Annotated in this window: 19 protein-coding genes and 1 riboswitch; of the genes, 11 read left to right on the plus strand and 8 right to left on the minus strand. The window is 46.6% G+C overall.

The features are described from left to right. Positions 1-750: an SDR family NAD(P)-dependent oxidoreductase gene (locus tag JK130_RS00835; protein WP_218352304.1), complete on the minus strand. Its 750-nt coding sequence runs from the start codon at positions 748-750 to the stop codon at positions 1-3. A gap of 351 nt (positions 751-1101) precedes the next feature. Here JK130_RS00835 and JK130_RS00840 point away from each other — a divergent pair, with 351 nt between their 5' ends. Then, complete coding sequence (locus JK130_RS00840) at positions 1102-1926, plus strand: metallophosphoesterase family protein (protein ID WP_218352305.1); 825 nt, start codon at positions 1102-1104, stop codon at positions 1924-1926. A gap of 1028 nt (positions 1927-2954) precedes the next feature. Beyond that, the gene (locus JK130_RS00845; RefSeq protein ID WP_218352306.1) at positions 2955-4715 is read left to right on the plus strand and encodes an acyl-CoA dehydrogenase family protein; all 1761 of its coding nucleotides are present in this window, start codon (positions 2955-2957) and stop codon (positions 4713-4715) included. 170 nt (positions 4716-4885) lie between these two features. Here the strand turns inward: JK130_RS00845 and JK130_RS00850 are convergent, their stop codons facing one another. The 3 genes from JK130_RS00850 to JK130_RS00860 all read right to left on the minus strand — a co-directional run bounded on the left by JK130_RS00850 (position 4886) and on the right by JK130_RS00860 (position 10700). Beyond that, the gene (locus tag JK130_RS00850; RefSeq protein ID WP_218352307.1) at positions 4886-9310 is read right to left on the minus strand and encodes an ExeM/NucH family extracellular endonuclease; all 4425 of its coding nucleotides are present in this window, start codon (positions 9308-9310) and stop codon (positions 4886-4888) included. 260 nt (positions 9311-9570) lie between these two features. Continuing rightward, on the minus strand, positions 9571-10086 hold the full coding sequence (locus tag JK130_RS00855; protein WP_218352308.1) for a DUF3016 domain-containing protein: 516 nt from the start codon (positions 10084-10086) through the stop codon (positions 9571-9573). Positions 10087-10292: 206 nt separating this feature from the next. Then, positions 10293-10700 carry a hypothetical protein gene (locus JK130_RS00860; RefSeq protein WP_218352309.1) on the minus strand — a complete coding sequence of 136 codons (408 nt, stop codon included), beginning with the start codon at positions 10698-10700 and terminating at the stop codon, positions 10293-10295. Between the two features lie 208 nt (positions 10701-10908). Here JK130_RS00860 and ccoG point away from each other — a divergent pair, with 208 nt between their 5' ends. The 9 genes from ccoG to JK130_RS00905 all read left to right on the plus strand — a co-directional run bounded on the left by ccoG (position 10909) and on the right by JK130_RS00905 (position 20916). Continuing rightward, the gene (ccoG, locus tag JK130_RS00865; protein WP_218352310.1) at positions 10909-12336 is read left to right on the plus strand and encodes a cytochrome c oxidase accessory protein CcoG; all 1428 of its coding nucleotides are present in this window, start codon (positions 10909-10911) and stop codon (positions 12334-12336) included. Positions 12337-12342: 6 nt separating this feature from the next. Continuing rightward, positions 12343-13314: a serine/threonine protein kinase gene (locus JK130_RS00870; RefSeq protein WP_218352311.1), complete on the plus strand. Its 972-nt coding sequence runs from the start codon at positions 12343-12345 to the stop codon at positions 13312-13314. Between the two features lie 11 nt (positions 13315-13325). Continuing rightward, the gene (locus JK130_RS00875) at positions 13326-13754 is read left to right on the plus strand and encodes a YqaA family protein (RefSeq protein ID WP_218352312.1); all 429 of its coding nucleotides are present in this window, start codon (positions 13326-13328) and stop codon (positions 13752-13754) included. A 49-nt stretch (positions 13755-13803) separates the two neighbouring features. Next, positions 13804-14034, plus strand: a riboswitch (cobalamin riboswitch). A gap of 56 nt (positions 14035-14090) precedes the next feature. Then, positions 14091-16001, plus strand: a complete 1911-nt coding sequence (locus JK130_RS00880; RefSeq protein ID WP_218352313.1) for a TonB-dependent receptor plug domain-containing protein — start codon at positions 14091-14093, stop codon at positions 15999-16001. A gap of 177 nt (positions 16002-16178) precedes the next feature. After that, complete coding sequence (locus tag JK130_RS00885; RefSeq protein ID WP_218352314.1) at positions 16179-17663, plus strand: diguanylate cyclase domain-containing protein; 1485 nt, start codon at positions 16179-16181, stop codon at positions 17661-17663. Positions 17664-17959: 296 nt separating this feature from the next. Beyond that, positions 17960-18337: a hypothetical protein gene (locus JK130_RS00890; protein WP_218352315.1), complete on the plus strand. Its 378-nt coding sequence runs from the start codon at positions 17960-17962 to the stop codon at positions 18335-18337. Positions 18338-18501: 164 nt separating this feature from the next. After that, positions 18502-19518, plus strand: a complete 1017-nt coding sequence (locus tag JK130_RS00895) for an LLM class flavin-dependent oxidoreductase (RefSeq protein ID WP_218352316.1) — start codon at positions 18502-18504, stop codon at positions 19516-19518. A 105-nt stretch (positions 19519-19623) separates the two neighbouring features. Next, complete coding sequence (locus tag JK130_RS00900) at positions 19624-20250, plus strand: thiol:disulfide interchange protein DsbA/DsbL (RefSeq protein WP_218352317.1); 627 nt, start codon at positions 19624-19626, stop codon at positions 20248-20250. A 78-nt stretch (positions 20251-20328) separates the two neighbouring features. Then, on the plus strand, positions 20329-20916 hold the full coding sequence (locus JK130_RS00905) for an HD domain-containing protein (RefSeq protein ID WP_218352318.1): 588 nt from the start codon (positions 20329-20331) through the stop codon (positions 20914-20916). 91 nt (positions 20917-21007) lie between these two features. Here JK130_RS00905 and JK130_RS00910 read toward each other — a convergent pair whose 3' ends face one another. The 4 genes from JK130_RS00910 to JK130_RS00925 form a co-directional block, all read right to left on the minus strand. Next, positions 21008-21217, minus strand: coding sequence for a cold-shock protein (locus JK130_RS00910; protein WP_195810360.1), 210 nt, complete (start codon positions 21215-21217; stop codon positions 21008-21010). Between the two features lie 390 nt (positions 21218-21607). Continuing rightward, entirely contained in the window at positions 21608-22492 is an 885-nt protein-coding gene (locus JK130_RS00915; protein ID WP_218352319.1) for an aldo/keto reductase, read from the minus strand. 83 nt (positions 22493-22575) lie between these two features. Beyond that, a complete protein-coding gene (locus tag JK130_RS00920) occupies positions 22576-23574 on the minus strand; it encodes a glycosyl transferase family protein (RefSeq protein ID WP_218352320.1) in 999 nt (332 codons plus the stop codon). A 174-nt stretch (positions 23575-23748) separates the two neighbouring features. After that, positions 23749-25314, minus strand: coding sequence for a SulP family inorganic anion transporter (locus JK130_RS00925; RefSeq protein WP_218352321.1), 1566 nt, complete (start codon positions 25312-25314; stop codon positions 23749-23751). Between the last annotated feature and the right edge of the window lie 38 nt (positions 25315-25352).

A 25352-nucleotide genomic window follows, 5' to 3' on the forward strand; every position in this document is an offset into this window, starting at 1 on the left:
TCAGCGGGCAGTATAGCCACCATCAATCACCTGCAAGCTGCCAGTAATAAAGCGGGCTTTATCACCGGCCAAAAAACACACCAGTTCGGCGACTTCTTCTGGCTGACCCAAACGCCCCAGGGGTTGTTCGGCGGCTTCGCTGGCATGCACTTCGGCGGCATCAATGCCCGAGCTTTCGACATAACGGTTTATCGCATTGTGGTACAGGGGGGTTTCAATGGTGCCCGGACAAACGGCATTCACCCGAATATTATAGCTGGCATAATCCAGCGCGGTGGTTTTAGCCATTGAGGCCAGGGCCGCTTTGCTCATATTATAAGCAAAAGAGCCGGTTTTGCCCACCAGCGACTGGTCTGAACCCATAATCACAATAGCGCCATGTTGTTGCTGCTTCATAACTGGAAGCGCATTTTTAATAGCGGCATAGGCCCCTTTTACATTGATGGCAAACACCCGATCCAAATCGGCTTCGCTGGTGTCTTCAATGGTACCGGAAAAGTGCACTCCGGCATTAGAAACCAGCGCATCAAGGCGACCGGTTTTTTCAATGACTGCTGACATTGTTTGTTGCACCTGCTGCGTGTCAGACACATCACACTGTTGCCAGGCGACCTGCGCCATCGGGGTGGCCATGTCTTCGATATCTAAATTAAAAACCTGGTAACCGTTTTTAGCAAACAGTCGGCAAATAGCCAGCCCAATACCCTGACTGCCACCGGTGACCACGGCCACTAAAGAAGATGTTGTCATCGTGGTTAACCCCAAAGAAATACTGTGCCCGGTAGCATGACCGCCCTGCTTTACAATTGCAACTTGAGCTGATGAAAAGGGTTATAGCACAGCCTTAACAGGCAGGTAAAAAGGTGGGTGTCCATGTTATTGCTTGTAACTGGGCTCTTATTACCGAGCCCACGTTAAGGGGTACAGGTACTAAGCTTATGAAAATGGATGTCTGTACTATTAATGATATTAGGTTTGTCGTTCATTTTTCATAAATTTGACTACCCGCGGCATGGTCCGCCCAGATGTCAGGACGTATAAAATACTTTAATACCCATGGGTATGGCTGTTTAATTACCAGTAGAAAATGAAGGGACCATTTTGCGAATTCTTGCCTTTTCAGACATACACAACAAAATCGAACCGGTCAGGCGTTTAGTCAATACCGTTGACCCGGGGGACTTTGATTGCGCAGTGATTGCCGGCGACATTGGCTCTATAGCATTTACCGATATTTTAGGTATTTTAGATGAGCTGAATTTACCGGTGTATTATATTTTGGGAAACTGGGACAGCAAGGTTAATTACCATCACGATGCTTCTGCGACCAGCCTTCATCTGCACGATAAACTTATTGAACTTGATGGGTATTGGTTAGCCGGGTTTAGCGGCTGCCCGGCCCATTGGGGAAATAATCCCTACTTTATCGAATTAAATAAACAGCTTGAAAATAAACATCAGGAATACCTGCTTACCAAAAAAGAAAAGCAGGCGGCAGGGCAGATAAAAAGCTCTACTTTGAATCAGCTGAAACAAAGCAGTCTTTACAAAAACTACGTCAACGATATAAAGAAAATCAACAAAGAGGCGCTTCATCTCAATAAACAGGCTTTATTTGAGAGGATTTATACAGACAAAAACTGCGATCCACGGCGTACGATTATAATGACCCACGAAAAACTCACGCGTCTGAGTGATTACTCCTGTGACGCACCTTTGTTACATATGTATGGCCACGTTCACACTTTCGAGCACAAAGTACGCCAGGAAACACATTTTATTAATGTTTCTGCTTTAGATGGAGAACCTTCGGCGATGGCAAAGCGACAAGGCCGCACAACAGTGTTACCGGGGAACTACTGCGAGATAACGCTTACCGGAAAAAAAGTAGTATGCAATAAAAGGCTTCTACCTGAGGCTTTGTGATTTTTTGCTTTATTTTCGGACCATTGCTGGCGTAATTTGTTACGCCTCACTTTTTATTATCAGGCGCTGTGGTAATGGCTAACCTGAACAACTAAAAGAGCCAAAGTGGACACCCACATTTAAAAGCAATGAAACTAAAGTGGACACTCACACCTTCAGCGGCTCAAAAAATCAACAGTAAAAGTGGACACCCACATTTAAAAGCAATAGGGAAAAAAGAAAACATTGGGTGTCCAGAAAAGTGGGTGTCCAGCAAAATGCTTCTAGCAAAATGTAGTACACGTTGAAATGTGAGTGTCCAAGTCTGGCGTTTTCAGCCGGTAATAGGTGAGAGTAAAAGTGGGTGTCCATGCGATCCTCGCCTTTGTTACATATGTATGGCCACGTTCACACTTTCGAGCACAAAGTACGCCAGGAAACACATTTTATTAATGTTTCTGCTTTAGATGGAGAGCCTTCAGCGATGGCAAAACGACAAGGCCGCACCACAGTGTTACCGGGGAACTACTGCGAGATAACGGTTACCGGAAATAAAGTAGTATGCAATAAAAGGCTTCTACCTGAGGCTTTGTGATTTTTTGTTTTATTTTCGGACCACTGCTGGCGTAATTTGTTACGCCTCACATTTTTCTTATCAGGCGCTGTGGTAATGGCTAATCTGAACAACTAAAAGAGCCAAAGTGGAGACCCACATTTAAAAGCAATGGGGAAAAGAAAATATTGGGTGTCCAGAAAAGTGGGTGTCCCTTTACCTTCCCTTTACCCGTTGAAAAGTGAGTGTCCATGTTTGACTGGCAAAAGGTGGGTGTCCATACGATCCCCAATACGGTCCGCAACTTCTGCCTTTCGGCGCTCCTTAACATCAATCCCTGCGGCAAAGAGTTACAACCCTGGCCTTACCAATAATGCTCTCCTATGCTTAGCTACATTAAGCTTTTTACAAAATGTTAACCGCATACTTGGCGCGCTGTGTTTTCTGCGTATAATCAAAAATTCAAACACCCGTTTAAATTTATCAGGAGTGGGCTATGCCACAGTATCAGGCACCATTAGCAGACTATCAGTTTCTTTTGAAAGACTGGCTGTCGCTGGATTCGCATTATCAGTCACTAGGTGTGACAGACTTTGATTTTGAGCTGGCGAGCGAGGTTATGTCGCAAGGCGCTAAGTTTGCCGAAGATGTACTGGCTCCGCTAAATCGTACCGGCGATGAACAAGGCTGTACGCTGAAAGAGGGTCAGGTTACTACGCCGGATGGTTTTGCCCAGGCCTATCACGAATACATAGCCAATGGCTGGAACAGTATGCTGGGCAGCGCTGAGTATGATGGTCAGGAGTTACCCTATTCGATGGCGGTTCCGGTGCATGAGATGTTGCATTCGGCTAACTTGAGCTGGCGTTTAACCAGCATGCTGACAGAAAGCGCGGTGTTAGCAGTGACCCGTCATGCTACACAGCAGCTTAAAGACACCTATTTAGCTAAGTTAATCAGTGGCGAGTGGACCGGCACCATGAATCTGACCGAGCCTCAGGCCGGAACTGACTTAGCACTGCTGTCTACCAAAGCTGAACCACAGGACGATGGCAGTTATAAAGTCACGGGCAACAAAATTTTTATTACCGGCGGCGATCATGAGTGGACCAGCAATATTGTCCACATGGTGCTGGCTCGCACCCCGGACGCTCCGGCGGGTGTCAAAGGCATAAGCCTGTTCCTGGTTCCTAAATTTTTACCTGATGGGCAAGGTGAGCCTGGCGAAGCCAACGCGGTATCGGTCGGCAGCCTTGAACATAAAATGGGAATTAAAGGCAGCCCTACGTGTGTCATGAATTACGACGGAGCTACCGGTTGGCTGGTAGGGGAAGAAAATCAGGGTTTGGTGTGTATGTTCACCATGATGAACGACGCCCGCTTTCAGGTAGGCCTAGAAGGCCTTGGCGCCAGCGAAGCGTCGTTTCAGGGGGCATTGGCTTATGCCCGGGAGCGTGTGCAGTCGCGCGCGCCTCAAGGGGTTCAATGCCCAGATGACAAAGCCGACCCTATTGTTTTTCAGCCAGATGTAGCGCGTATGCTGCTTACCCAAAAAGCGCTGACTGAAGGCTGCCGGGCGATGGCCGTATTGTATTCAGGCTATATGGACGCCGAACGTTTTGGCGATGACGACCAAAAGACTACCGCCTCGCAGGTGTTGCAATTTTTAACGCCTGTGTGCAAAGCCTTTATGACCGATATGGGATTAGAGTCAGCCAGTTTGGGCGTGCAGGTATTTGGGGGCCACGGCTACATTCGCGAGTGGGGCATGGAACAACTTATGCGCGATGTGCGTATTGCCCAGTTGTATGAAGGCACCAACGGCATTCAGGCGCTTGACCTGATTGGCCGAAAGCTTACCCGTAATAAAGGTCAGATGATGGAAACGACCTTTAATGAGCTAAGTAAACGGGTAGAAGCCATTACCGACACTACAATGCAATCGCAGGCTAACGCCTTATTAAACGACTGGCGTGCTACCTCTGCCGATTGTTTAGGTTTAGCGCCTGAAGATGTAGCCAGTGCTGCTTGTGACTATTTGGCTTACACAGCTTACTCGTTGGTAGGGGTATTGTGGTACAGCATGGCCGATGCTGCCAAACAAAGCGACAACACTGATTTGGCCAGCGCCAAACAAAAAACCTGTGACTTTTATCAGGCGCGTATTTTACCGCGCCGCGACGCCCATAAGGTGGCAATGCAGGCGGGCGCTGCGTCTGTATTGAGTGTTAGTGGCAGTGAGTTTGATTATCGGTAACCCTGTATTCTGACTAATTATGACTGATTAGTGCTGGAATAAGCTGACACTTAATTCAATTAAAAAGCCCGCTTCATCGTAACGAAGCGGGCTTTTTTTAATGCTGCAAATTGTAGTATGGAGTCAGCGTTGGTAGTGCAAAAGCACCACCAACGTCTGTCTAGAGCGACCTAACGGCCACCCCAACGACTTAACCGACCCTCTCGCCCCTGGCGGTTAGGTGTATCACCGGTAGAGCAGCCTGTGCGGGTACATAGCTTACGAATAGCGGCAACATCGCGCGTATTGATACGGCCATCACCGTTGATATCGAAGCTGTCATCGATGGGCAAACGACGAATTAATGCAGTCAGTAAACCGGTGCTATCTCGGATATCTACATCACCGTCACCATCCCAGTCGCCAATCAGCGCGAACTGATACGTGGCCAATACCGGATCATGGTCTGATGCGCGATACCGTAAGGTATTTAACCAGCTATCGGGTTTTCTTTCTTCGTTATAGTCAAACCCAGGTATTTCATCTGCGTTAATATGCCAGACTGTCGCGTCGACCAGAAAGTCGGTCATGGCCTGGTTAGCAAGCTGATAATCCAATGTACCCAGTGCGCCTCTGAAGGTATAGCTGTAGGCTGGTTCTTCTTGTGAAGCGGTAACCGTATTGGTAAAGCCGGTATTGGTCAGGTACACAATGGGATCTTCTTTGGCATAAGCATTTAAATCGCCCAGCACCACAGCTGGCTCGTCGCGGTAGGTCGAACGTAACCAGGCAGTTAATGCAATTGCCGCACGAGTACGGGTTACATTACAGTTTCCGGCCAACGTATCTTCACCCTCTTCTCTACACGAACTACCTTTCGATTTAAAGTGATTTACATCGACCACAAAGGTATTGCCGGTGGCTTCAAATCGAAACTTTTGCGCCAGTGAAGGACGGTTATTAAAGGCAAACAACGGGCCATTTTCATCGGTAATGCTGTTTTCAGCACTTAAGATTTGTGCTGCACCTACTGCTGAGACTTTATCGGTGCGATACAACAAACCAGAGGTAATCGCATCGCTGCCAATGGTGGGCACGCCGGCATCAATATAAGCATAACGATTGTCACTGGTGGCCTCGTTTAAAGCATCGGTTAGCTGAGCAATACTGCTTAATGGACCAAAACCGTCATTTTCCAGCTCCATCAGTCCAATAATATCTGCGTCCATTGCACTTATGGCCGCCACAATTTTTGCTTGCTGACGCTCGTACTCACTGAACGTATCGGCACCACGCGAGGTAGGAAAACCCTGCCCTTCACCATCACCGTTAAACAAATTCAGTACGTTAAAGCTGGCTATGCGTAAGTTACCCTCTTCAAGCTGAGGTGACTCAGTACGAGGGTTTTCAGTCGCTATATTGACCATACTAACCGGCTGAATTCGGAAGTTTCCAAAAGCGTAATCAAGCGCGCCGGTGACCGAAGTTACTTTGTCGCCCAGGCGAACAGGGTTTTGTGGCATCACGCCGCCGGGTAACAACAACTCGTTTGGAACAAACCCACTGTTGCTGTTGTCATCAATCAACAGTACATTCAGCGCATTGCTATTGGCAAGGTCAGAGGCTTGTTGTGTTCCTGCCTCAAACAGCTGGGTCGGAGTAAACAAACGTTCAGAGCCAACTTCAATCTCTCCAAATCGGGCATACGAGAACACGCTATTCACTAACCAGTCGGATTGATTGGTTACCAGCATACCTTCGTACGCTTCAAACTCACCTTCAAATGATTGTGGCAAGCTTATGTCTATCGGTGTTACTGAGGCGCTGGCATTAGCACAGACCAAAGGTTCGCCCTGAGCAACCAGCTGAGTGCGACCATAAAACTCTTCTACCAGACCTTTAAGTCTGACCACATCGCCCACCATCAGCTCGCCGGGGTTTCCGGTAACAAAAACACCTTCAGAAGTATTGTTGTTGCCATCATAATCGGCGGTTTCTTCTTGTACAAAGAAACCCGATAACCCTGGGGTAACGTGAGACACTACCGCCTCTACAATCACGCTTTCACCTGTAAGCGGCGAACTAAACCCATCGCCTTGTACTGCGTGAATGAGTACCGCATCTTCATAACATGCGCCTAGCGCGTTATCACCGCCTGAGTTACCACCGGTATTGTTGTAAAGACCCAGATCGTCAAACGTGTCCTTGGCGAAACCGTTCCATTCGGTGGCCGGGTCAAAACTGTCATAGGCGTTGGCATCGCCTGACGTAATGCCGTCTTGTCTGCGCAATGTGGCGTCTTTGGTAGAGGTGTTGCCACTGCCCCATTCGGTTCTAACGCCAATTTGCCCGATAGAATCAACAATATTATTGTTCAGAAGCAATACCACCGCATCGTCGCCGTTAAAACTTATTGCGCTGGTAAGGGTGTCAGCCACAGCAACCACTTGATTGGCTGCCTGATTATTCGCCACCACATAAACCTCGCCTGCGCCTAACGTACCGCTTAGCGCTATGGGTGCATTGGGTGTGGTATTACCGTTCGCAAAAATCTGAATGCTGTAAGCACCCAAATCTACATCGGTACCGCCCAGGTTTGCCAATTCTAATGCTTTGTTAAAACCACCGCCTTCAACATACTCTGAGAAAAACAGCGTCGCCGGGCTCAGGCTAAATGTGCCGACCGGAACCGGCGTCGTTGCTCCAGCGTTAGTCGTTTGGTTTTTAAGCGTATCTACGCCCGGAACATTCCATTGGCCTACCTCAAAGGTGGCTGAAGCAGAACCGGCAATACGGTTGGCAAAACTATTAGTATATTCCCAAGCTTCGCCGTTACCATCGGTATTGATATCACCGTAAATATCCACCACTTCGCCATCACAGAAAACTTCAATCGCGTCATCGCCATTGATGTTCACAGCACTGGTGGTGTAATCGGGAGCGAAGTCGAAAAATGCAGAAAAGTTATCACTCTCGCTGGCCACATAAAGATAATCACCGGCACTGGCACTTACCGCATCAAAGGTAAATTCCTGGCCATCTGAGCCGCCCCCGTTATTGGCGGAGCCCACGCCACACACACTCAAATCATCAATATCGCTGGTCACTAACAGCTCGATACCCTTAGGTACCCCGCCGGGTAACGTGGCATCAAACACTGCGGTTAATATAAGTGGCGCAGCAGAATTTTGCGGTGCTGGTTCGGGCTCAGGCTCTACCGGGTCGGGTGTGCTGTTATTACATACCTGAGCTGAGTAAAGCATCGACACCCACTGCGGGTTATCTACAAACGGATTTCGGTTGCCCTGATACTCGTAAATACGATTCACACGCTCAAGCTCGCTGGCATCAACGGGATCGCTTTCGTGCCATTGCAATAAAGTACACAACTTGCCTAGCTCAGCATCGCCACTGGCGGTTAAATAATTCACTAATACCAGGTCAGGTGTGACATCAACATTGCCTTCATAGCGCACGTCCATATACATCATCATTCGGGCCACATCGCCCTTAATGGCATCACGGGGTTCAAATGAATCGCCATCGACCCGATTTTCCGGAGCTTCGGCCAAAGGAGCATCGCTGTAATCAAAATCCAGACTGCCGCGGCTGCTGTTTACCGAAATATCGGTGGCACGCAAATGCTGAATGTCGGTATAGGCTTCGTTATTGCGTTCAGAAAAACCATGGCTTTTGGGCCAGCTATGTTCGCGGTTCCAGTTATCAGGATTAGACGAGGCCGCCCCTGAACCATTCCTGCTTTTTGCCAGCGACCGGTTAGAGTAAAATAAAATAACATTATTGCTGTTGGCAGGATCTTCGTCAGTTTCGGTTAGTGCGGTCCACACTTCGCTGTAGGTTAGCTGGCGATGGCCGCTAGCCAGTGTCTCACTTAAACGCTGGCGAATTACCGTCTCGCTGCTTCCCGCGTCTATTTCAGATTGAACTGAAGCGTAATAATCAGCAGCATTAAAGTCGCTCGCCAATGCAACTTTGTCTAAATCCGGGCAGTTGGTGCATACCCCTTCAAGACTCTCATTATCGCCGCCGCCATTATCCTGAGGCGCAAAAGTATGCTCGCCTAAACCGGTGAAATCATCATTTTCCAGCCCGCGGTATTGTGAGGCCGGAGTAAAGATATCTTCAGGGTTGATGTCACCCTGGCCCACCGTTTCAAGTCGAATTAAGGTGTTGTTTTGCGAACTTGTTAGCCCCTCGCCCCACTGCGAGCCTGGATCGAATCCTTTTTGCCCAAAGCTGTCGACCACCGTGTTGCCGTTTGCCAGTACCACAGCATCATCACCATTGAAAAAGTTTTGCCCGCTAAGCTGGTTGGCTTTTTGGGTAATGGCAGATACTGCGTTCTGATCGGCGATAACAAATGTGCGGTTAGGTTCAATATTGCCCGTAAGGTCAATAACAGTGCTGGCCGAGGTTTTACCGTTGGAATAAAAAGAGAGGGTATAGTCCTTCAAATTAATAGGGGTGTCAGAGGTGTTATACAGTTCAATCGCTTTATTATTACTGCTGCCCTTGATGTATTGTGAAATAAGTACATCGGCTTTGGTGGCCGCAGATACACACAATGCAATAGGAAGCAGAGCTATGATTTTCATGGTGCAATTCCTGTTTGTTTTTTAAAAAACTGTCCAAAAGTTCAGGTAGGGTACGAAGGATATGCTACAGAAAAGTGACAGTTTTTCGACAACTAATGACAACTTTTTGACCAACATGGAGTTAAGGCCAATAAAATCGTTACATTGAAGGCAGTTTTATTGCGTAGAAAAAAGAAGCAGGAAAGGCAATTGAGGTGGCCGGCAATTGAAAAAACAGTGACGAGATAATCAAGCCGGCCTGAAAAGCGATAAATATGATGTTAGTTAGCTGCGGTTTGTTCCAGGGTTTTATCGAACCAGTCTTTAAACATGGCTTTTTCATAACTTAAATTACTGTAACGACGATTAGTGCGTACACCTCTATCCATAAAGCCCATATCTTTAAGCTTTACTTCGGCACTTTGCAGCGTATTGCCACTGGCATCGGTTAACGTATAAACAAAATTAATGCGCGGAATATAAACCGATTTCACCAATCGAATATCTGTGCCGCCAATTCCACCTACAAAGCTTGATGGCCACACCTGCCCTGCTAAATCCAGGTCGGTAATGGTTAATGACAGCGTTTGGTCTTCGGGCAGATCTTCTGCCAATTTGCCGAAATATTCTTCAAAATCGGAAAATATCATTTTGCGAAAAGACTGACGCGACTGATTCGAAGGATGGATATCCTGATAAGTGTCAGGATCTTGCCATGTTACCTCAACCTGTGCGGCGTTTGCTGGCCCGTTTATCAGGCCTGAAGCAAGTGCCAGCACTGCAACAAATTTGTACATAATAGCCTCCGCTGGGAATGCCTTAAAAATACACAGTGATAAGAGTGTCGGTTCTGCGCTCTAGTTCAGTTTTTATAAAAATTTAAATAGAACGCGAAAAATGTCTGCTTTTTAAGGTACACACGTTTAACTACGTACAGACTGAAAGACAAGGTAAAAAGTTAACAGGCTATATCTGAATAAAAGCTGAACAAAGCAATTGCTGGCTAATGGGTGTTAAGCAACTCTGTTTTTTCTAATTGCATACAAAGAAAAGCCAGCGACGCTCCTTTTAAATAAGGGTTTTTATCCGCAGACATACAAAATGTCTGATGAAAACGATTTATACTGTCCCTGTCTTTTAATACCCCGTCGAGGTACTCTTGCTGATACGGGCGTAAGGTTGAGCTCCATCCCATAAGATCGTCTTTTAAGTCATCCAGCATGCGTGTTTCTGACCATCGAGAGATTGAGCTCACCGCCTCAGAAGCCTGATAGTACCCTGCCTTTAGCCAGCCCTGCACCATGGGCATACGCAGTACCAGCACCAGTATTCCAAGCTGCAATAAAATGAGAAGCCAGCGCTGCATAAACAATGAGTCCATCAAGTGATGATAAAGTGATTCAGGCACCATAGATGAACTTCATCGTGACGAGCAATAGGCGTGTTTATACCTTCGCATAGGAGTTTATAAATAATCTTATACATTGCCAGTACGTAAATTTATAAGCGTATCCCGCCACCCCTACATTACCAACATAGCGGTTTTTTAATTAACCCACGTCACTAATCAGTTTATAGTGCAGGTAGAAAACACAGGCGTTTTGTTACGGGGCAAAAGTATGAGCGAAAAAATACCGGTCAAAAATATTACACCGGTAAAAGTGCATAAGCCGGCCACCACTGAAAAAAAACACCATAGTGCCCGTAGCCGAATTTATGTTCGGGCGGTGAAAGGTCCGCTTGAAACCTTTCGTCGTTTCTTTGGGCTGTTTTTTCTGGCGTTATTTGCCATTATTCCGTGGCTTACTTATAACGGACATCAGGCGGTGTTGTTTGATGTGGCAGAACAGCGGTTTACTTTATTTTCGCTTACGCTGTGGCCGCAAGACCTTACCTATCTGGCCTATATTTTTATCATTTCGGCGTTTGCCCTGTTTTTTGTCACTACCTTTGCAGGTCGGGTCTGGTGTGGATTTATGTGCCCGCAAACTACCTGGGTCTATGTGTTTACCTGGTTTGAAGAAAAAATTGAAGGTACCCGCAATAAGCGAATTAAACTGGATGAGCGCCCCATGGATGCGGACAAATTCTGGCGTAAAACGGCGAAACAGGTGTGCTGGTGGACCATTGCCATTCTTACCGGTTTATTATTTGTTGGATATTTTACGCCGGTCCGCGAATTGTTTGTTGATTTTTTCACCCTGAATGCCGGGTTTTGGTTAACCTTCTGGGTTTTGTTTTTTGCCGTTTGTACTTATGGTAACGCCGGCTATATGCGCGAAATTATGTGCACCCATATTTGTCCCTATGCCCGTTTTCAATCGGCCATGTTTGACCGCGATACCTTTACCGTTGCTTACGATACTAATCGTGGCGAAGGACGCGGCCCCCGCCCCCGCAAACTTGCCCGTGAAACCGCGCATAAGCAAGGTTTGGGCGATTGTATCGATTGTCATTTATGTGTACAGGTATGCCCGACCGGAATCGACATTCGCAATGGTTTGCAATACGAATGCATAAACTGCGGCGCATGTGTCGATGCCTGTAATGGCGTAATGGAGAAAATGAATTACCCCAAAGGGCTTATCCGGTTTACTTCCGAAGAAGAACTCTCCGGCGGTAAAACACGGATTTTCAGGCCGAAGCTTATTGGCTATTTTGTGGTACTGGTTTTGATGATTACTGTGTTGGTGGTTAACTTTGTATGGCGGGTGCCCCTTGATGTCGACATTATTCGCGATCGTAATTCACTGTATCGCGAGACCAACGACGGTCTTATTGAAAATGTGTACACCTTAAAAATAATGAACAAAACCCAGTCTCCGCAAACCTATTCCATTTCAGTAAGCGGGTTGCCTGACTATCGGTTTATCGGCAAACAGCAAATTACCGTAACCGGGGGCGAGATAGCCACATTGCCGATTTCAGTTGCCACCGATGCTTATAATCTGGAAGATCCGGTAACAGAAATTCAGTTTACGGTAAGCTCAGTGAATCAAGATGATATCATCACCCTGACCGAACCTAGTAAATTCCTTTATCGATAGGACGTTATGTCAGATTTTACTTTCACCGGACTAACCCCCGATGTGTTGCTTGATGCAATAGAGTCATGCGGTATTTTTCCGCAAAGCGGCTTATTAGCTCTTAATAGTTACGAAAATCGCGTCTATCAGTTTCAGGCCGAGGATGGGCAGCGAATGGTGGTGAAATTCTACCGGCCTGCTCGCTGGACCAATGAGCAGATTCTGGAAGAACATGACTTTGCTTTAGAGTTAGCCGATGCTGAGATTCCGCTGGTGGCTCCGTTAGTTATTAACCAGACTACGTTGCACACCTATCAGGGTTTTCGTTTTGCTGTATTTCCCTCGGTTGGCGGACGTCAGTTTGAAATCGACAATCTTGACCAGATTGAATGGATGGGCCGCTTTATTGGCCGCATGCACCGGGTGGCCCAAGCCAAATCTTTCACACAGCGCTTGCCCCTGGATACCGAGCATTTTTTGACCCAACCCTTAGCTGAGTTGGAACACAGTTCGCTGTTACCAGATCATCTGAAAACCGCATTTTTTGCTATTGCCGAACCAGTTATTGAACAAACCTGCCGGCAGTATCGTCCCTTCGGCCTGATTCGCTTACACGGCGATTGTCATCCAGGTAATATCTTGTGGCGTGACGGACCCTTGTTTGTTGATTTAGACGATTGTCGTATGGGCCCAGCCATTCAGGATTTGTGGATGATGCTAAGTGGCGACCGGTCACAGCAGCTTCTGCAGCTCGATACCATGGTTGAAGCTTATGAAGAGTTTCACGAGCTGGACCGCCGCGAGCTGGCATTAATCGAACCCTTGCGCGCTATGCGTATGCTGCATTATATGGCGTGGCTGTCCAAACGCTGGGAAGACGCTGCGTTTCCACGCGCGTTTCCCTGGTTTGCTGAAGATAAATACTGGGAAAACCAGATTCTGGCTTTAAAAGAACAAATGTCTGCGCTTCAGGAACCCCCGCTTAGTCTGGGCTTGTAACATTTATAATTATGTTTACTAGTCTGGGTCTGGCAGGCATGTTTGTAAGTGCATTTCTGGCTGCCACTTTGCTACCGCTAGGTTCTGAAGCAGTCATGATTGCGCTTCAGCAAAATGACTATGCGCCATTGTCGTTATGGGTCACGGCTACTGCTGGTAATGTAGCTGGTTCGTGGGTTAATTATATTATTGGCTTTAAAGCCGGACGGCCCGGCCTTAAGCGGTTGTTAAAAATAAGCGAACAGCAGTTTAAGCAAGCAGAGCAGCGTTTTGCCAGGTATGGCGCTGCCTCATTGTGCTTTGCCTGGGTGCCGGTTATTGGCGATCCTTTAACCATGCTTGCCGGCGTTATTCGGGTAAGGCTGACTTTATTTTTAGCGTTGGTCACCTTTGGCAAAGGTTTGCGTTACGCGGTCATTTTGTGGCTATTACCTTATTGATATTCCCTTCTTTTTTGCTCGCTTTTTTGCTCCGCCGCCTGAATTTTTGTATACTGCGCCGCGTTCAGGTGCCTGCCAGTAGCGCAGGGTAAACGGGAAGTCAGTTCAATGCTGACGCTGCCCCCGCAACGGTAATCTCTCCCAGCTTTGGGTTTATGTTCATTAGTATTTACTTACTAACTCTTACCACTGTGCTTCATACCACGGGAAGGTCGACATAACTTTGGTCACAGACCAAAAGAGAGAAAGCCCGGATACCGGCCTGATAAGTCCACCCGCCTTGGTGCGGTGGTTCGGTGAATGACACTCGGGCGGAGTGTACAAACGAGAAACTTCATGACAAACCTAATGTCCCGTAACATTTTAGCGGCCGGTATCACAAGTTATGCCCTGGCCGTGGCTCCCGCAATAGCTAACCCTGCTCCGGCAGATATTGAAACCCTTACCGTAACAGGCACTCGTTTGCCTTTTGACTTAAGCCAGCTTCCGGCCACCAGTACGGTGATTGATCAGCAGGAAATTTCCCGTTCTGGGGCGTTACAAGTCACCGACTTACTTCGCGCCCTGCCTGGAATAACTATTGCTCAATCGGGTAGCCCTGGCGCATTAACTGAAATTCGGGTACGTGGTAGCGAAACTAACCATTTACTGGTGCTTATTGATGGTGTGGTTGCCAATGATATAGGCCAGGGCAGCGCGATTGACTTGGCCCATTTAACCGCTTTGAATATTACCCGCATTGAGCTGTTACAGGGTGCGCAAAGTGCCTTATGGGGCAGTGGCGCTATTGGTGGTGTTCTTAGCATTACCACAACCGCGCAAAGTCAGTCTCCTAAGCAGCAAGTTCAAGTGGGCGTTGGCAGTGACAATACCACCGAAATATCCCTGAATGCGTCTGGTACTTCTGGCAATTTACAATTTTCAAGCTATGCAAGTTTCTTCGAAACTGCGGGTGACAATATTTCTTTGACCGGCGACGAAGATGACGGATACCGCAATATTTCAACGGGTGGTACATTACGCTGGGCAGCCAGTGACGAGCACCAGTTTCTGGCTAACGCCCGGCTGGTTGACTACGTGACCGATTATGACGCCGTTGATTATGTTAATACAGGGTTGCCGGTCGATGCTGCGAACGTTACCGACGGTAAACAAATTAGTGGGCAGTTGCGCTGGCACTTTACCCCTTCTGGCAGCGACTACCAAAGCGATGTGGCGTTGCATTATCGCCAGGATAAAAATAACAGCACTGCCAGTGGTGTGTTTGATGGCGGCACCACCGGCGAGCGCTATCAGCTGCGCTGGACAAACCGTTTTCAATACGCGGGGTGGCAGCTGGCTGGCGGTCTTGAACATCTCCTGCGTCAGTTTGAACAGCGCGGTATAAACACGTTTGGTGATCCGAACCAAAAGCAGCAAAATCACACCACCAGTGTTTTTACCGAGGCCGGTAAAACCCTGGTTGAAGACATTATAGCCACCGCTTCACTACGTTTTGATCAAAACAGCGAGTTTGATAACTCTTTAAGTTATCGTGCTGGTTTAACCTGGCAAGCCACGCAGCAGTACCAGTTATTTGTGAGTCATGCTAAGGCCGTTAAAAATCCTACCTTTACCGAACGTTTTGGATTTTTTCCGGATACCTTTGCCGGCAATCCCGACTTACAACCAGAACAGAGCCAGCAGTGGGAAGTCGGTGCACGGGCACAGTGGAATACTCGTTGGTCAGGTAAATTAAGCTATTTTGATGCGCAACTTGAAGATGAAATCAATGGCTTTGTATTTGACCCTGTGACCATGCTTAGCACGGCGGCCAACAAAGACACCGACAGTCAGCGTGAAGGCGTTGAAGCACAATTACAATGGCATTCCAAGGCCGTGGATGTTCGTGCTACCTACAGCTATCTTGACGCTAAGGAGCCCGGCCAGGCAGAGCTACGCCGGGCTGCGCACCAGGCTTCACTTGTCGTGTCTGCACAGTTGCCTCTGCCTGGGCTAAGCGCCTACACCAAAATTGCCTATACCGGTACCCGGCAGGATATCTATTTCCCACCCTTCCCTGCTATGTCTGAGGTTGTCAATTTGTCACCTTATACACTTGTAAGTGTTAATGTGGGTTATCAGCTTACCCCGGCGTGGAAGTTAGCGTTAAGGGTGGATAATGCTTTTGATGAAGATTATCAGGATATCGTAGGTTATAGCGAAAACGAACGACGGCTGCGTCTGACGGCAAGCTACTCATTCTAAGCCCGCTTTTATATCTTTGCTCGCCATGTTCGGCTATTTTTGTTGGCATGGCGCTTTTCAAACGGTGGACTATAGTTATCAGATATTCCTAATTTTGATACTCGCGCAGCAGCTCGATAGAGGTTACTTTATCCCCTGACAAATCTTCTGCGCATTAAAAGGACATCCTATTCAACGATGAAACAAGATTATGCGGCCATATTAGAGCAGCTTCCCGTATGTTTGATCTATAAACCTGTAAACTCAAAGACCTATGCTTTTTCAACTGAGTTTCGGCGGCAATTTATGTTGTCTGAATCTGATACTCTGTCACACTTTTCTTTTTTTAATGCGTTTTCGGGCGAAGCTGTTTGCAGCTCAGACTCTCCATTGGTGGTAGCCGAGCGCGCGAACGAAGTTTGCCAGCGGGTACATATTGTCGCGCGCGATACCCGTTACACCTGTATTTTTCATAGCACACATGTGTGTTACGAAAATCAGCATCGGTATCTTATTATACGAGTTAGTATTGATGATGTTCAGGATATAGAATCACGAATGATGAACGCTTCTTTAGCCAGTCATTTGTCGTTTTCTATGTTGTTGTCCTCAATATCCACCCAATTGATTAATGCCAAATCGAATCAAACCGACTCGCTCATAGAACAAAGCCTGGGCTCGTTCGGCCAATTTTTTAACGCCGATCGCTGTTATTTGTTCCGCTTTTCACATGACAAACGATTTATGGATAACACCCACGAATGGACGGCGCCGGGGGTAACGCCCTATAAAGACGAGTTACAGCAAATGCCGCTTGACCACCTGCCTTATTTTGACGCGGCAATAAAGACAGAAGCTGTATTTAAGGTTGATGATGTACAAAAACTACCTACAGAAGCACATCTTGAACAAGCAGAGTTTGAACGCGAAGGCATTCGGTCGGTACTGTGCGTCGCCGTATACTTAAACGACGATTTGTTCGGGTTTATTGGTTGCGATATTTTATCGCACGTCCACCATTGGCGTCATTTTGAGGTACGCTACCTGAAACTCATTGGCGAGATGGTCAGCGAAACATTAATCAATGTGAATAACCGGCGTACATTACAGTTATTGCAAAAAGAATTAATCGAGGCCAACAAATCCCTTGAAAAGCAGGTCAATATTGATGGGTTAACTGGTATTGCAAATCGCCGCTTTTTTGATATCAGTCTGGCTCGTGACTGGTCCAATGCGCAATTTAATCTGCGCGCATTAAGTTTGCTTATTATTGATGTCGATTTTTTTAAGCGTTACAACGATACCTACGGTCATGTTAGTGGTGACGAGGCTCTGCGCAAGATAGCTCAAACGATAAACAATACAATGCGTTCCCACGGAGGGTTAGCCGCCCGTTACGGAGGCGAAGAGTTTGCGGTTATTTTACCATCAAAAACCGAGCACACCTGTTACGCCGCCGCACTAAAAATTTTAGAGGCGGTACGAGAGCTTAAAATAGAATTTTCATCCAACAAAACTGAGGGTATTGTCACAGTAAGTATAGGTTGTGCCTGTACCACTTACCATGCAGATGAGTCTATTCAAGGCTTGATAAACCGGGCGGATCAAGCGCTTTATCAAGCGAAAGCCGGCGGAAGAAATACCGTATTTTTTGACAACTTCACGTCGAAATGTTCGGTATAACTACTTAGCTTCTTATTTGATTAGATTAAATTAATCTAATCAAAATATCTACATACATCATGACCAGAAAACACTCAATCAATTGTTTTAGTTGATTTTATTGGTATTCCCTGGCGCTCTGCTGTGATTGCGCAGCGATATTGAAAATGGTTCTTTTGTGGTAGACTACATGCCTCATTCCTGAATCGTTATCCAATCCTGTTCGCACAGGTGTAGCAGTTTTCCCTATTAATTTATGGCTCTTGGTGAAAACCGGATTTAACGTTCACCCTAAACCTTGCCTGGAGGCTTTAAAAATGAAACGTCTATTGGCCAATATTGAACAGGTTGCTATAGGACCCGTTCTTTTAAATACCGATGTTACCACTGTAATTTCAGTGTTTTGTGAAACATTTTCTCATCAGGTGCAGGAAATCAGTACCGTTTCTGATGAAGGCTATATGAAAGTGACGTTACACAATGGTATTCCAGCATATTGTTATATGGACATCGACGGTGATGTTTTAATTGAGCTTGAAGACACAACCCATCTGTCGGTTCACACTTTCAAAAAAGAATATGGCCGGTGGCAGTATGTGGGGCAAACCCGTTACGGTATTGCCGGTACGCAAACGCCTGCTGGCACGCAACTAAAAGCCCGGATTCAACCTGCACCCATGTTGGCTTGCGGTTAAAACTGTCTTAGTTGAGCAGCCTTTTGGGATTGTAGCGGGGCGCTAAAGTCAGGCAGGTATTGAACGTGTAAGGCCCTCAGTTAGTCGCAATACTGGTTTTATTTCTTGTTTTATTTTGTGTTATCCCAACCTAGTTGAGCATCGGCATTAAATTGGAGTTGTCTATGTCTCAGCCCGTACCCTTTTCTGTGTTAGACCTAGCCCATATAGGTCAAAATCAAACCACGCAACATGCTATTGCCCAGACCCATAAAATGGCTCAGTGCGCCGAAGCGTCTGGCTTTGAACGTTTTTGGCTGGCAGAACATCACGGTATGCGAGGCGTTGCTAGTGCCGCCACCGCCGTTATGTTGGCTGGAGTAGGTAATGTCACCAGTAAGATTCGTATTGGCTCAGGGGGCGTAATGTTACCCAACCATTCCCCTTTAGTTATCGCCGAGCAATTTGGAACTCTTGCAGCAATGTTTCCTGGTCGAATTGATTTGGGGCTGGGACGTGCGCCGGGCACAGATATGGCAACCGCCAAGGCGCTACGGCGTAATTTACAAGCTTCGGTAGAAGACTATCCGGCTGATGTCGCGCAACTGCAAGCTTACCTACAAGATGAAAATAACAGTATGAATGTTATCGCCATACCAGGTGCAGGTAGCCATGTGCCATTATGGCTTTTAGGCTCAAGCTTGTATTCAGCGCAACTGGCCGGCAAATTAGGCCTGCCTTATTCATTTGCCTCTCATTTTGCCCCAGAAGCACTACACGATGCCATTCGTATCTATAAAATGAACTTTACTGCGTCAGCACAGCTGTCTGAACCTTATGTAAGTGCTGGTGTAATGGCGGTGGTAGGCGATACAGACGAACATGCTCAGTATTTGTTTTCCTCGGTACAGCAACAATTTGCAAATTTGCGCCGAGGCAGTAATGAACCCATGCCTGCGCCGGTAGATAGTATTGAAGCAAAATTACAGGAACACGAGTTAGCAGCGATTAATCATACGCTACGTTATGCAGTGGTCGGCGACGAGCAAACCGTAGAGCAACAGTTAAGTGATTTTGTAGCTGCTACCGATATTGATGAAGTTATTCTCTCAGTGCCTATATACGACCCCACATTATGTTTAGATGCGGTGTCGAAAATAGGCAGCATGACCCAGGTCAAAGCGGTGCCTTCCTGGCGTTAAGCGTCTAGCCCGAGATTTTTAGTCTTACACTTTTTACAGGTGGCTAGGCGAAATGTTATCGCTGTGGTAACCTTTTAAACAATTACGCTAAGAGGAAAGCAATGCATGAAAAAATTTGCCCTGTTATTGGTGATGGCTTTATTAATACCTTTACAAGCCTGCGCCGCAGATAACAAATGGAAAGAAGGCACTCACTACACAGTGTTAGATGAGCCAGCAACAGACAGCCCTGAAATTCTGGAATTCTTTTCTTATTGGTGTCCGCACTGTTATCAGTTTGAACCTTTAGTAAAAGACATTAAAGAAAAAGTAGGAGAAGACACGAAGTTCAATAAGATTCATGTCAATTTCATGGGCTTTACTTCTACTGAAATTCAAGATGATGCTACCCGCGCAATGATGATTGCCCGAGCTATAAAGCAAGAAGATTCATTGAATAGTGCCATCTTTGATTATATTCATAAGCAACGTGCCAGTATCACCGGCATGAATGATTTGCGTAATGTTTTTGTCGTCAATGGCGTAGACAAAGCTGAGTTTGATAAAATGGCCAGCAGCTTTGGCGTAAACAACATGATGAAGAAAAACAATAAAACCTTAGATCAGTATCGTGAGTATGTACGTGGTGTGCCTAACTTTATTGTTAATGGTCGCTATCAGGCCCAATTCACTTCTGACATGTCTAAAGATGACATTGTTGATCTGATTGTTTGGTTAAGCAATAAAAGCTAATTGACACCAAGCACATCTGTCTTTTTATAACGCGCCTCAGGGCGCGTTTTTTATGTTAAATGAAATATTGGACCTACTATGACCCAAATTCCACAGGCGGCATTCATTATTGAGATTGATCGCCTTAAAACTATCAAGCGACAGCTTCGTTTGCCCCACGACGACCAGCGCCAGGAAAACAGCGCCGAACACAGCTGGCATGTGGCGATAAGCGCATTGATACTCGCTGAGTACGCAGAACAGCCTATTGATGTGTCCCGAGTTATTATGATGATATTAATTCACGATTTGGTTGAGATTGATGCCGGCGATATGTTTGCTTTTGCCGATGCCAGCGATCACGCTGAACAGGAACTTCAGGAATTGGCGGCAGCCAAACGTATTTTTGGCTTACTACCCGAAGAGCAGGCACAACATTATTTAAAACTGTGGTTAGAATTTGAAGCCGCTGAAACCCATGATGCCAGGTTTGCTAAAGCAATGGATAGAGCCCTGCCCGTGTTTCAGAATATGCAAAATGAGGGCGGCAGCTGGGCGCGACATAATGTTTCGCAACAGCAAATATTAGATCGCAATGCGCATTTGCAGACATGTGCTCCAAAATTATGGAACTATGTGAACGAACAAACTGATTTGGCGGTAGAAAAAGGCTGGCTTCGGCATTAATAATGGTAAATTTCAGACATAAAAAAGGTAGCTAGGAAGCTACCTTTTTTGGTATCGAATTATCTTTAACCAGGTTACCCCGGCAGGATAATTAGATAGCCTGAATATTTTCAGCTTGAGGACCTTTCTGGCCTTGGCTGATAGTAAATTCTACTTGCTGGCCTTCTTTAAGAGTTTTGAAGCCATCACCAACAATTGAACGGAAGTGTGCGAACACATCTGGACCGCCTTGCTGCTCGATGAAACCAAAACCTTTATCTTCGTTGAACCACTTAACGGTTCCTGTAGTTACATTAGACATAATAGTATCCTAAAATTTTAAATAATAACGCCTTCAAGGCATAGAGTAGCTTAAATATAGACTTGAACTTAAATAAACCGCAGGACGTGGAGTTACGAGTAAAACAACGAAATGAAGGATGTAAATTTGAGTACTTTCTTTAGCTGCGGTGACTATACATCTGCTATTAGTGCGTGTCTAGTCTTTTTTCATTTATTTATAAGCGAAGGGGCAAATAATTCTCTGGTCTCATTGCCCCCTTTCCTCTTTTGGGTAAGGTAGCCTAATTCAGGGCCTCATGCTCTTCATGAAGGTTGATAATAAAAACCTTCTAAAAAACATCTTCTAAAAAAAATAAATAGTTACCGGCTATTTATGGTAACTATTTATAATCACTCATCTTTATTCATGTTAGCGCGAAGGTACCGGATTGTTCAGATTGTCTTTCCACGCGGTATCAGGATCACCTCCATAGCGGTGGTTTTTATTCAGCCCATCTATCTTATCCAATTCGTCGTCGGTCAGAGTAAAGCTATCTAACTGTAGATTTGCTTTAATATTGTCGTCGCTTTCAGATTTAGGAATAACAATGCGATCGCGCTGACAGTCCCATTTCAATATAATTTGACCCACAGAAACCTGATATTTTTCAGCCAGCGTTACAATAGTATCGTCAGTGATCGGCTTTTCATCTTTAGCCACCCCACTCCAGGAGCCTGAACCTAACGGTGACCAGCATGACACCACCATGCCTTTACTTTGACAAAACTCGCTTAGCTGCGATTGTGTATGATACGGATGCAATTCTAACTGGTTGTAAACCGGTTTGATTTCGGCAAACTTCAGCAATTGCTGAATATCGGTTTTACGAAAGTTCGATAAACCCAATGACTTTGCCAAACCTTCACTGTGCAGCTTTTCCATAGCTTGCCAGGTAGGACGTGTTTTTTCAGGATAGGGCCAATGCACCAGATACAGGTCTGCGTAATCTGTCTGTAATCGCTCAAGACTTTGCTCCAGCGCCGTAAGTGTAGACTGATAGCCTTGTTGGGTGTCCCACACCTTGGTGGTAATAAAAAATTGTTCCCGGGCAATACCCGACTCTAGTACTGCCTGCCCTACACTGCGCTCGTTGCCGTAAAACGAGGCGGTATCAAGGTGCCGGTAACCCGCATCAATCGCTTTTAATACCGTATCTTTTACATAGCCATCATCCTGGTGCATCTCCCCGATAGCGGCGGTACCAAAACCGATTTGGGGAATACTGCGGCCATCTGCCAACTTAATTGATTGCATACGTGTCTCCTAAACATTGCTTCTGACAAATTAACACTTAGGTGTGCATTGTTATTTAGGTATACGCCAATGCCAGAATCAGATCAGGCTTTGCCACCAAAAGGCAGCTGAGTTTTATCACGATTTTGCCACATACTATTAGCTTTGGCCGCGGCTTGGGTATAATCAAGTTGGTTAATCAGCATTAAGTAGCTGATAAGGCTGGGCAACACCGAATGCTCTGCATATTTGTGGGTGATATCGCCTTGCCAGTAGCGCAGCATATCGTCGACATTCATTGTTTTGTCTTTCATTGCCCAGCCATTTTCAGTCATTGGCAACGTGACCTCAGCGGTATTTTGTGCACGCGTGATAAACAACGTGGTTTCACGTTCGCTGTTGACTTCCGGATCGCCCCCATCACCGCGAAAACACAACGCATCGTAATGTTCAAAAGCCTGATTTACCTGACCATGTTTGTCGTCAAGGTGAGTATGAAAAACGCCCTGTACACTATACGGCGCAGCGCTGGGGTTAAGTAGCCGGCCCAGGGTATTGGCGCACGAACGTAAACCAAAAACTTCTCGCAGCTTTATAATGTCATTTAAAGCGGGAAGAACCAGCCCGAGGTCCAGGTAGGTCGCACAATGAGATTGTAACTGATTGGCAGCTTGGGCGACATTTCCTACCGGGGTCAATCCTAGCTGAGGTAAAACGTGACTGGCATACAAACGGCCCGAACCGGGTTCTTGTGCGCCGTGCAAAAAGATGGGAATGCCCTCTTTAGCCAAACACGCCACCGCCAGTAAGTACCAGGGTAATTGTCGGCGTTTGCCTGCATAGCAACCAATATCAAGGGTTGCAGGTAACGCTTTCACGGCCTGATTTTCTAAAGCCCGACAGGCATCTAAAAAACCACAAATTTCGTCCGGTGTTTCTTCGCGGGTACGTAAGAGCATCAAAAATGCGCCGCGCTGCTCGCCGGTGACTTTTTGTTTCAGTACCATTTTCATGGCGGTAAAAGCTTCTTCACGGGTCAGACTACGACTGCCTTTCTTGCCCTTGCCGATAATCTTTATAAACTCACTAAATGGCACTGACATCGCCTTTACTCACAGTGTTGGTATTGTAGTCATTACTTTAGCACCGACAGCGCCAACCACAAAGTCAGCCCCGGCGTACTCGTATGCAAAAAAAAGCTCATAGCGACAATATCGATATGAGCTTGATGATGTTTAGCAAAAAGCGTAGCGCCTCAGCAGAGCCACTTTGCTTATTTACCCAAGTTGGTCAGAAGCCACTTTGTAACGCGGGTCTTCTACCACGTTTATCTCGACAAACTTGTTGGCTTTTTTAAGTAACGCCCGGCAGTCGCTGCTTATATGGCGAATATGCAGCTTTTTACCCTGTTGTTCGTATTTATCAGCCAGATTATCCAGGGCATCAATACCCGACGAGTCCCAGATACGACTGTTGTCAAAGTCAATGACCACATCCTGCGGATCGTTAATCACATCAAAATAGTCTTTAAAGTGCGTTATCGAGCCAAAAAACAGCGGGCCGTTAAGCTCGTACACTTTCCAGCCGTCGTTATCGATATGATTTTTAACCTCAATGTGTTTGGCATGCTTCCAGGCAAACACCAGGGCCGAAACAATCACACCGACCACAACAGCAATGGCCAGGTCAGCGATAACCGTGACTCCGGTCACCAAAAATAACACAAACGCATCTTCGCGGTTTACACCACGAATAATGCGAAATGACGCCCACTCAAAGGTCGCAATAACCACCACAAACATAACCCCTACCAGCGCTGCCAGTGGAATCATTTCAATGAGCGGTGCGGCAAACAGGATAAAACCTAACAACACTAACGCGGCTGATATGCCCGAAAGACGACCACGGCCGCCAGAGTTGATATTGATCATACTTTGACCAATCATAGCGCAACCGCCCATACCACCGAAGAAACCATTAACCGTATTAGCCACACCCTGGCCTACGCATTCTTTGTTGCCATGGCCGCGCGTGTCAGTCATTTCGTCAATTAAAGACAGAGTAAGTAAAGATTCGATTAAACCTACCAGACACAAAATAATTGAGGTGGGCAGAATAATCATCAGGGTATCCATGGTAAAGGGCACCATAGGAATAGCAAAGCTGGGGAGTTCGCCGGCTAAGGTCGCCGTGGCTTTCTGGTCAGCGGGAAGCAAGTCGCGTACAAAGTCGATAACCGTACGTGCTTCTAGATTAAGTGCATGCACTAACACCGTAACCACAATAATAGCCACTAATGAGGCAGGTACCGCCTTGGTAAGCTTAGGTAGCAGGTAAATTATCGCCATAGTCAGCGCTACCAGTCCCAGCATAATATACATGGCGCTGCCTTCCATCCACTGCCATTCGCCTGCTGCATTTAATACTTTAAACTGCCCTAACTGAGCTAAAAAGATAACAATGGCCAGGCCGTTTACAAAGCCCAGCATGACCGGATAAGGCACCAGCCGAATAAATTTACCCAGCCTGAATACTCCACAAAGTATTTGCAGCACCCCGGCTAACACCACAGCGGCAAACAGGTAGGCCACACCGTGCTGGGCAACTAAAGCAACCATAACGACGGCCATCGCGCCGGTAGCGCCAGAGATCATGCCGGGCCGACCGCCTATGGCTGAGGTTATCAGGCCCATCATAAATGCCGCGTAAAGGCCTATCATAGGCTCTACGCCCGCGACAAAAGCAAAGGCGACCGCTTCAGGAACCAAAGCCAAAGCAACGGTAATCCCTGACAGCACATCATTTTTCACATTGCTGTCTTTATTGGTGATCAGGTCAAACATGTGTTTCCAATAAGGTTGTTGGTTAAAAAACGGGCGGC

This window comes from Alteromonas lipotrueiana (assembly GCF_019249245.1).
Classification (GTDB): domain Bacteria; phylum Pseudomonadota; class Gammaproteobacteria; order Enterobacterales; family Alteromonadaceae; genus Alteromonas; species Alteromonas lipotrueiana.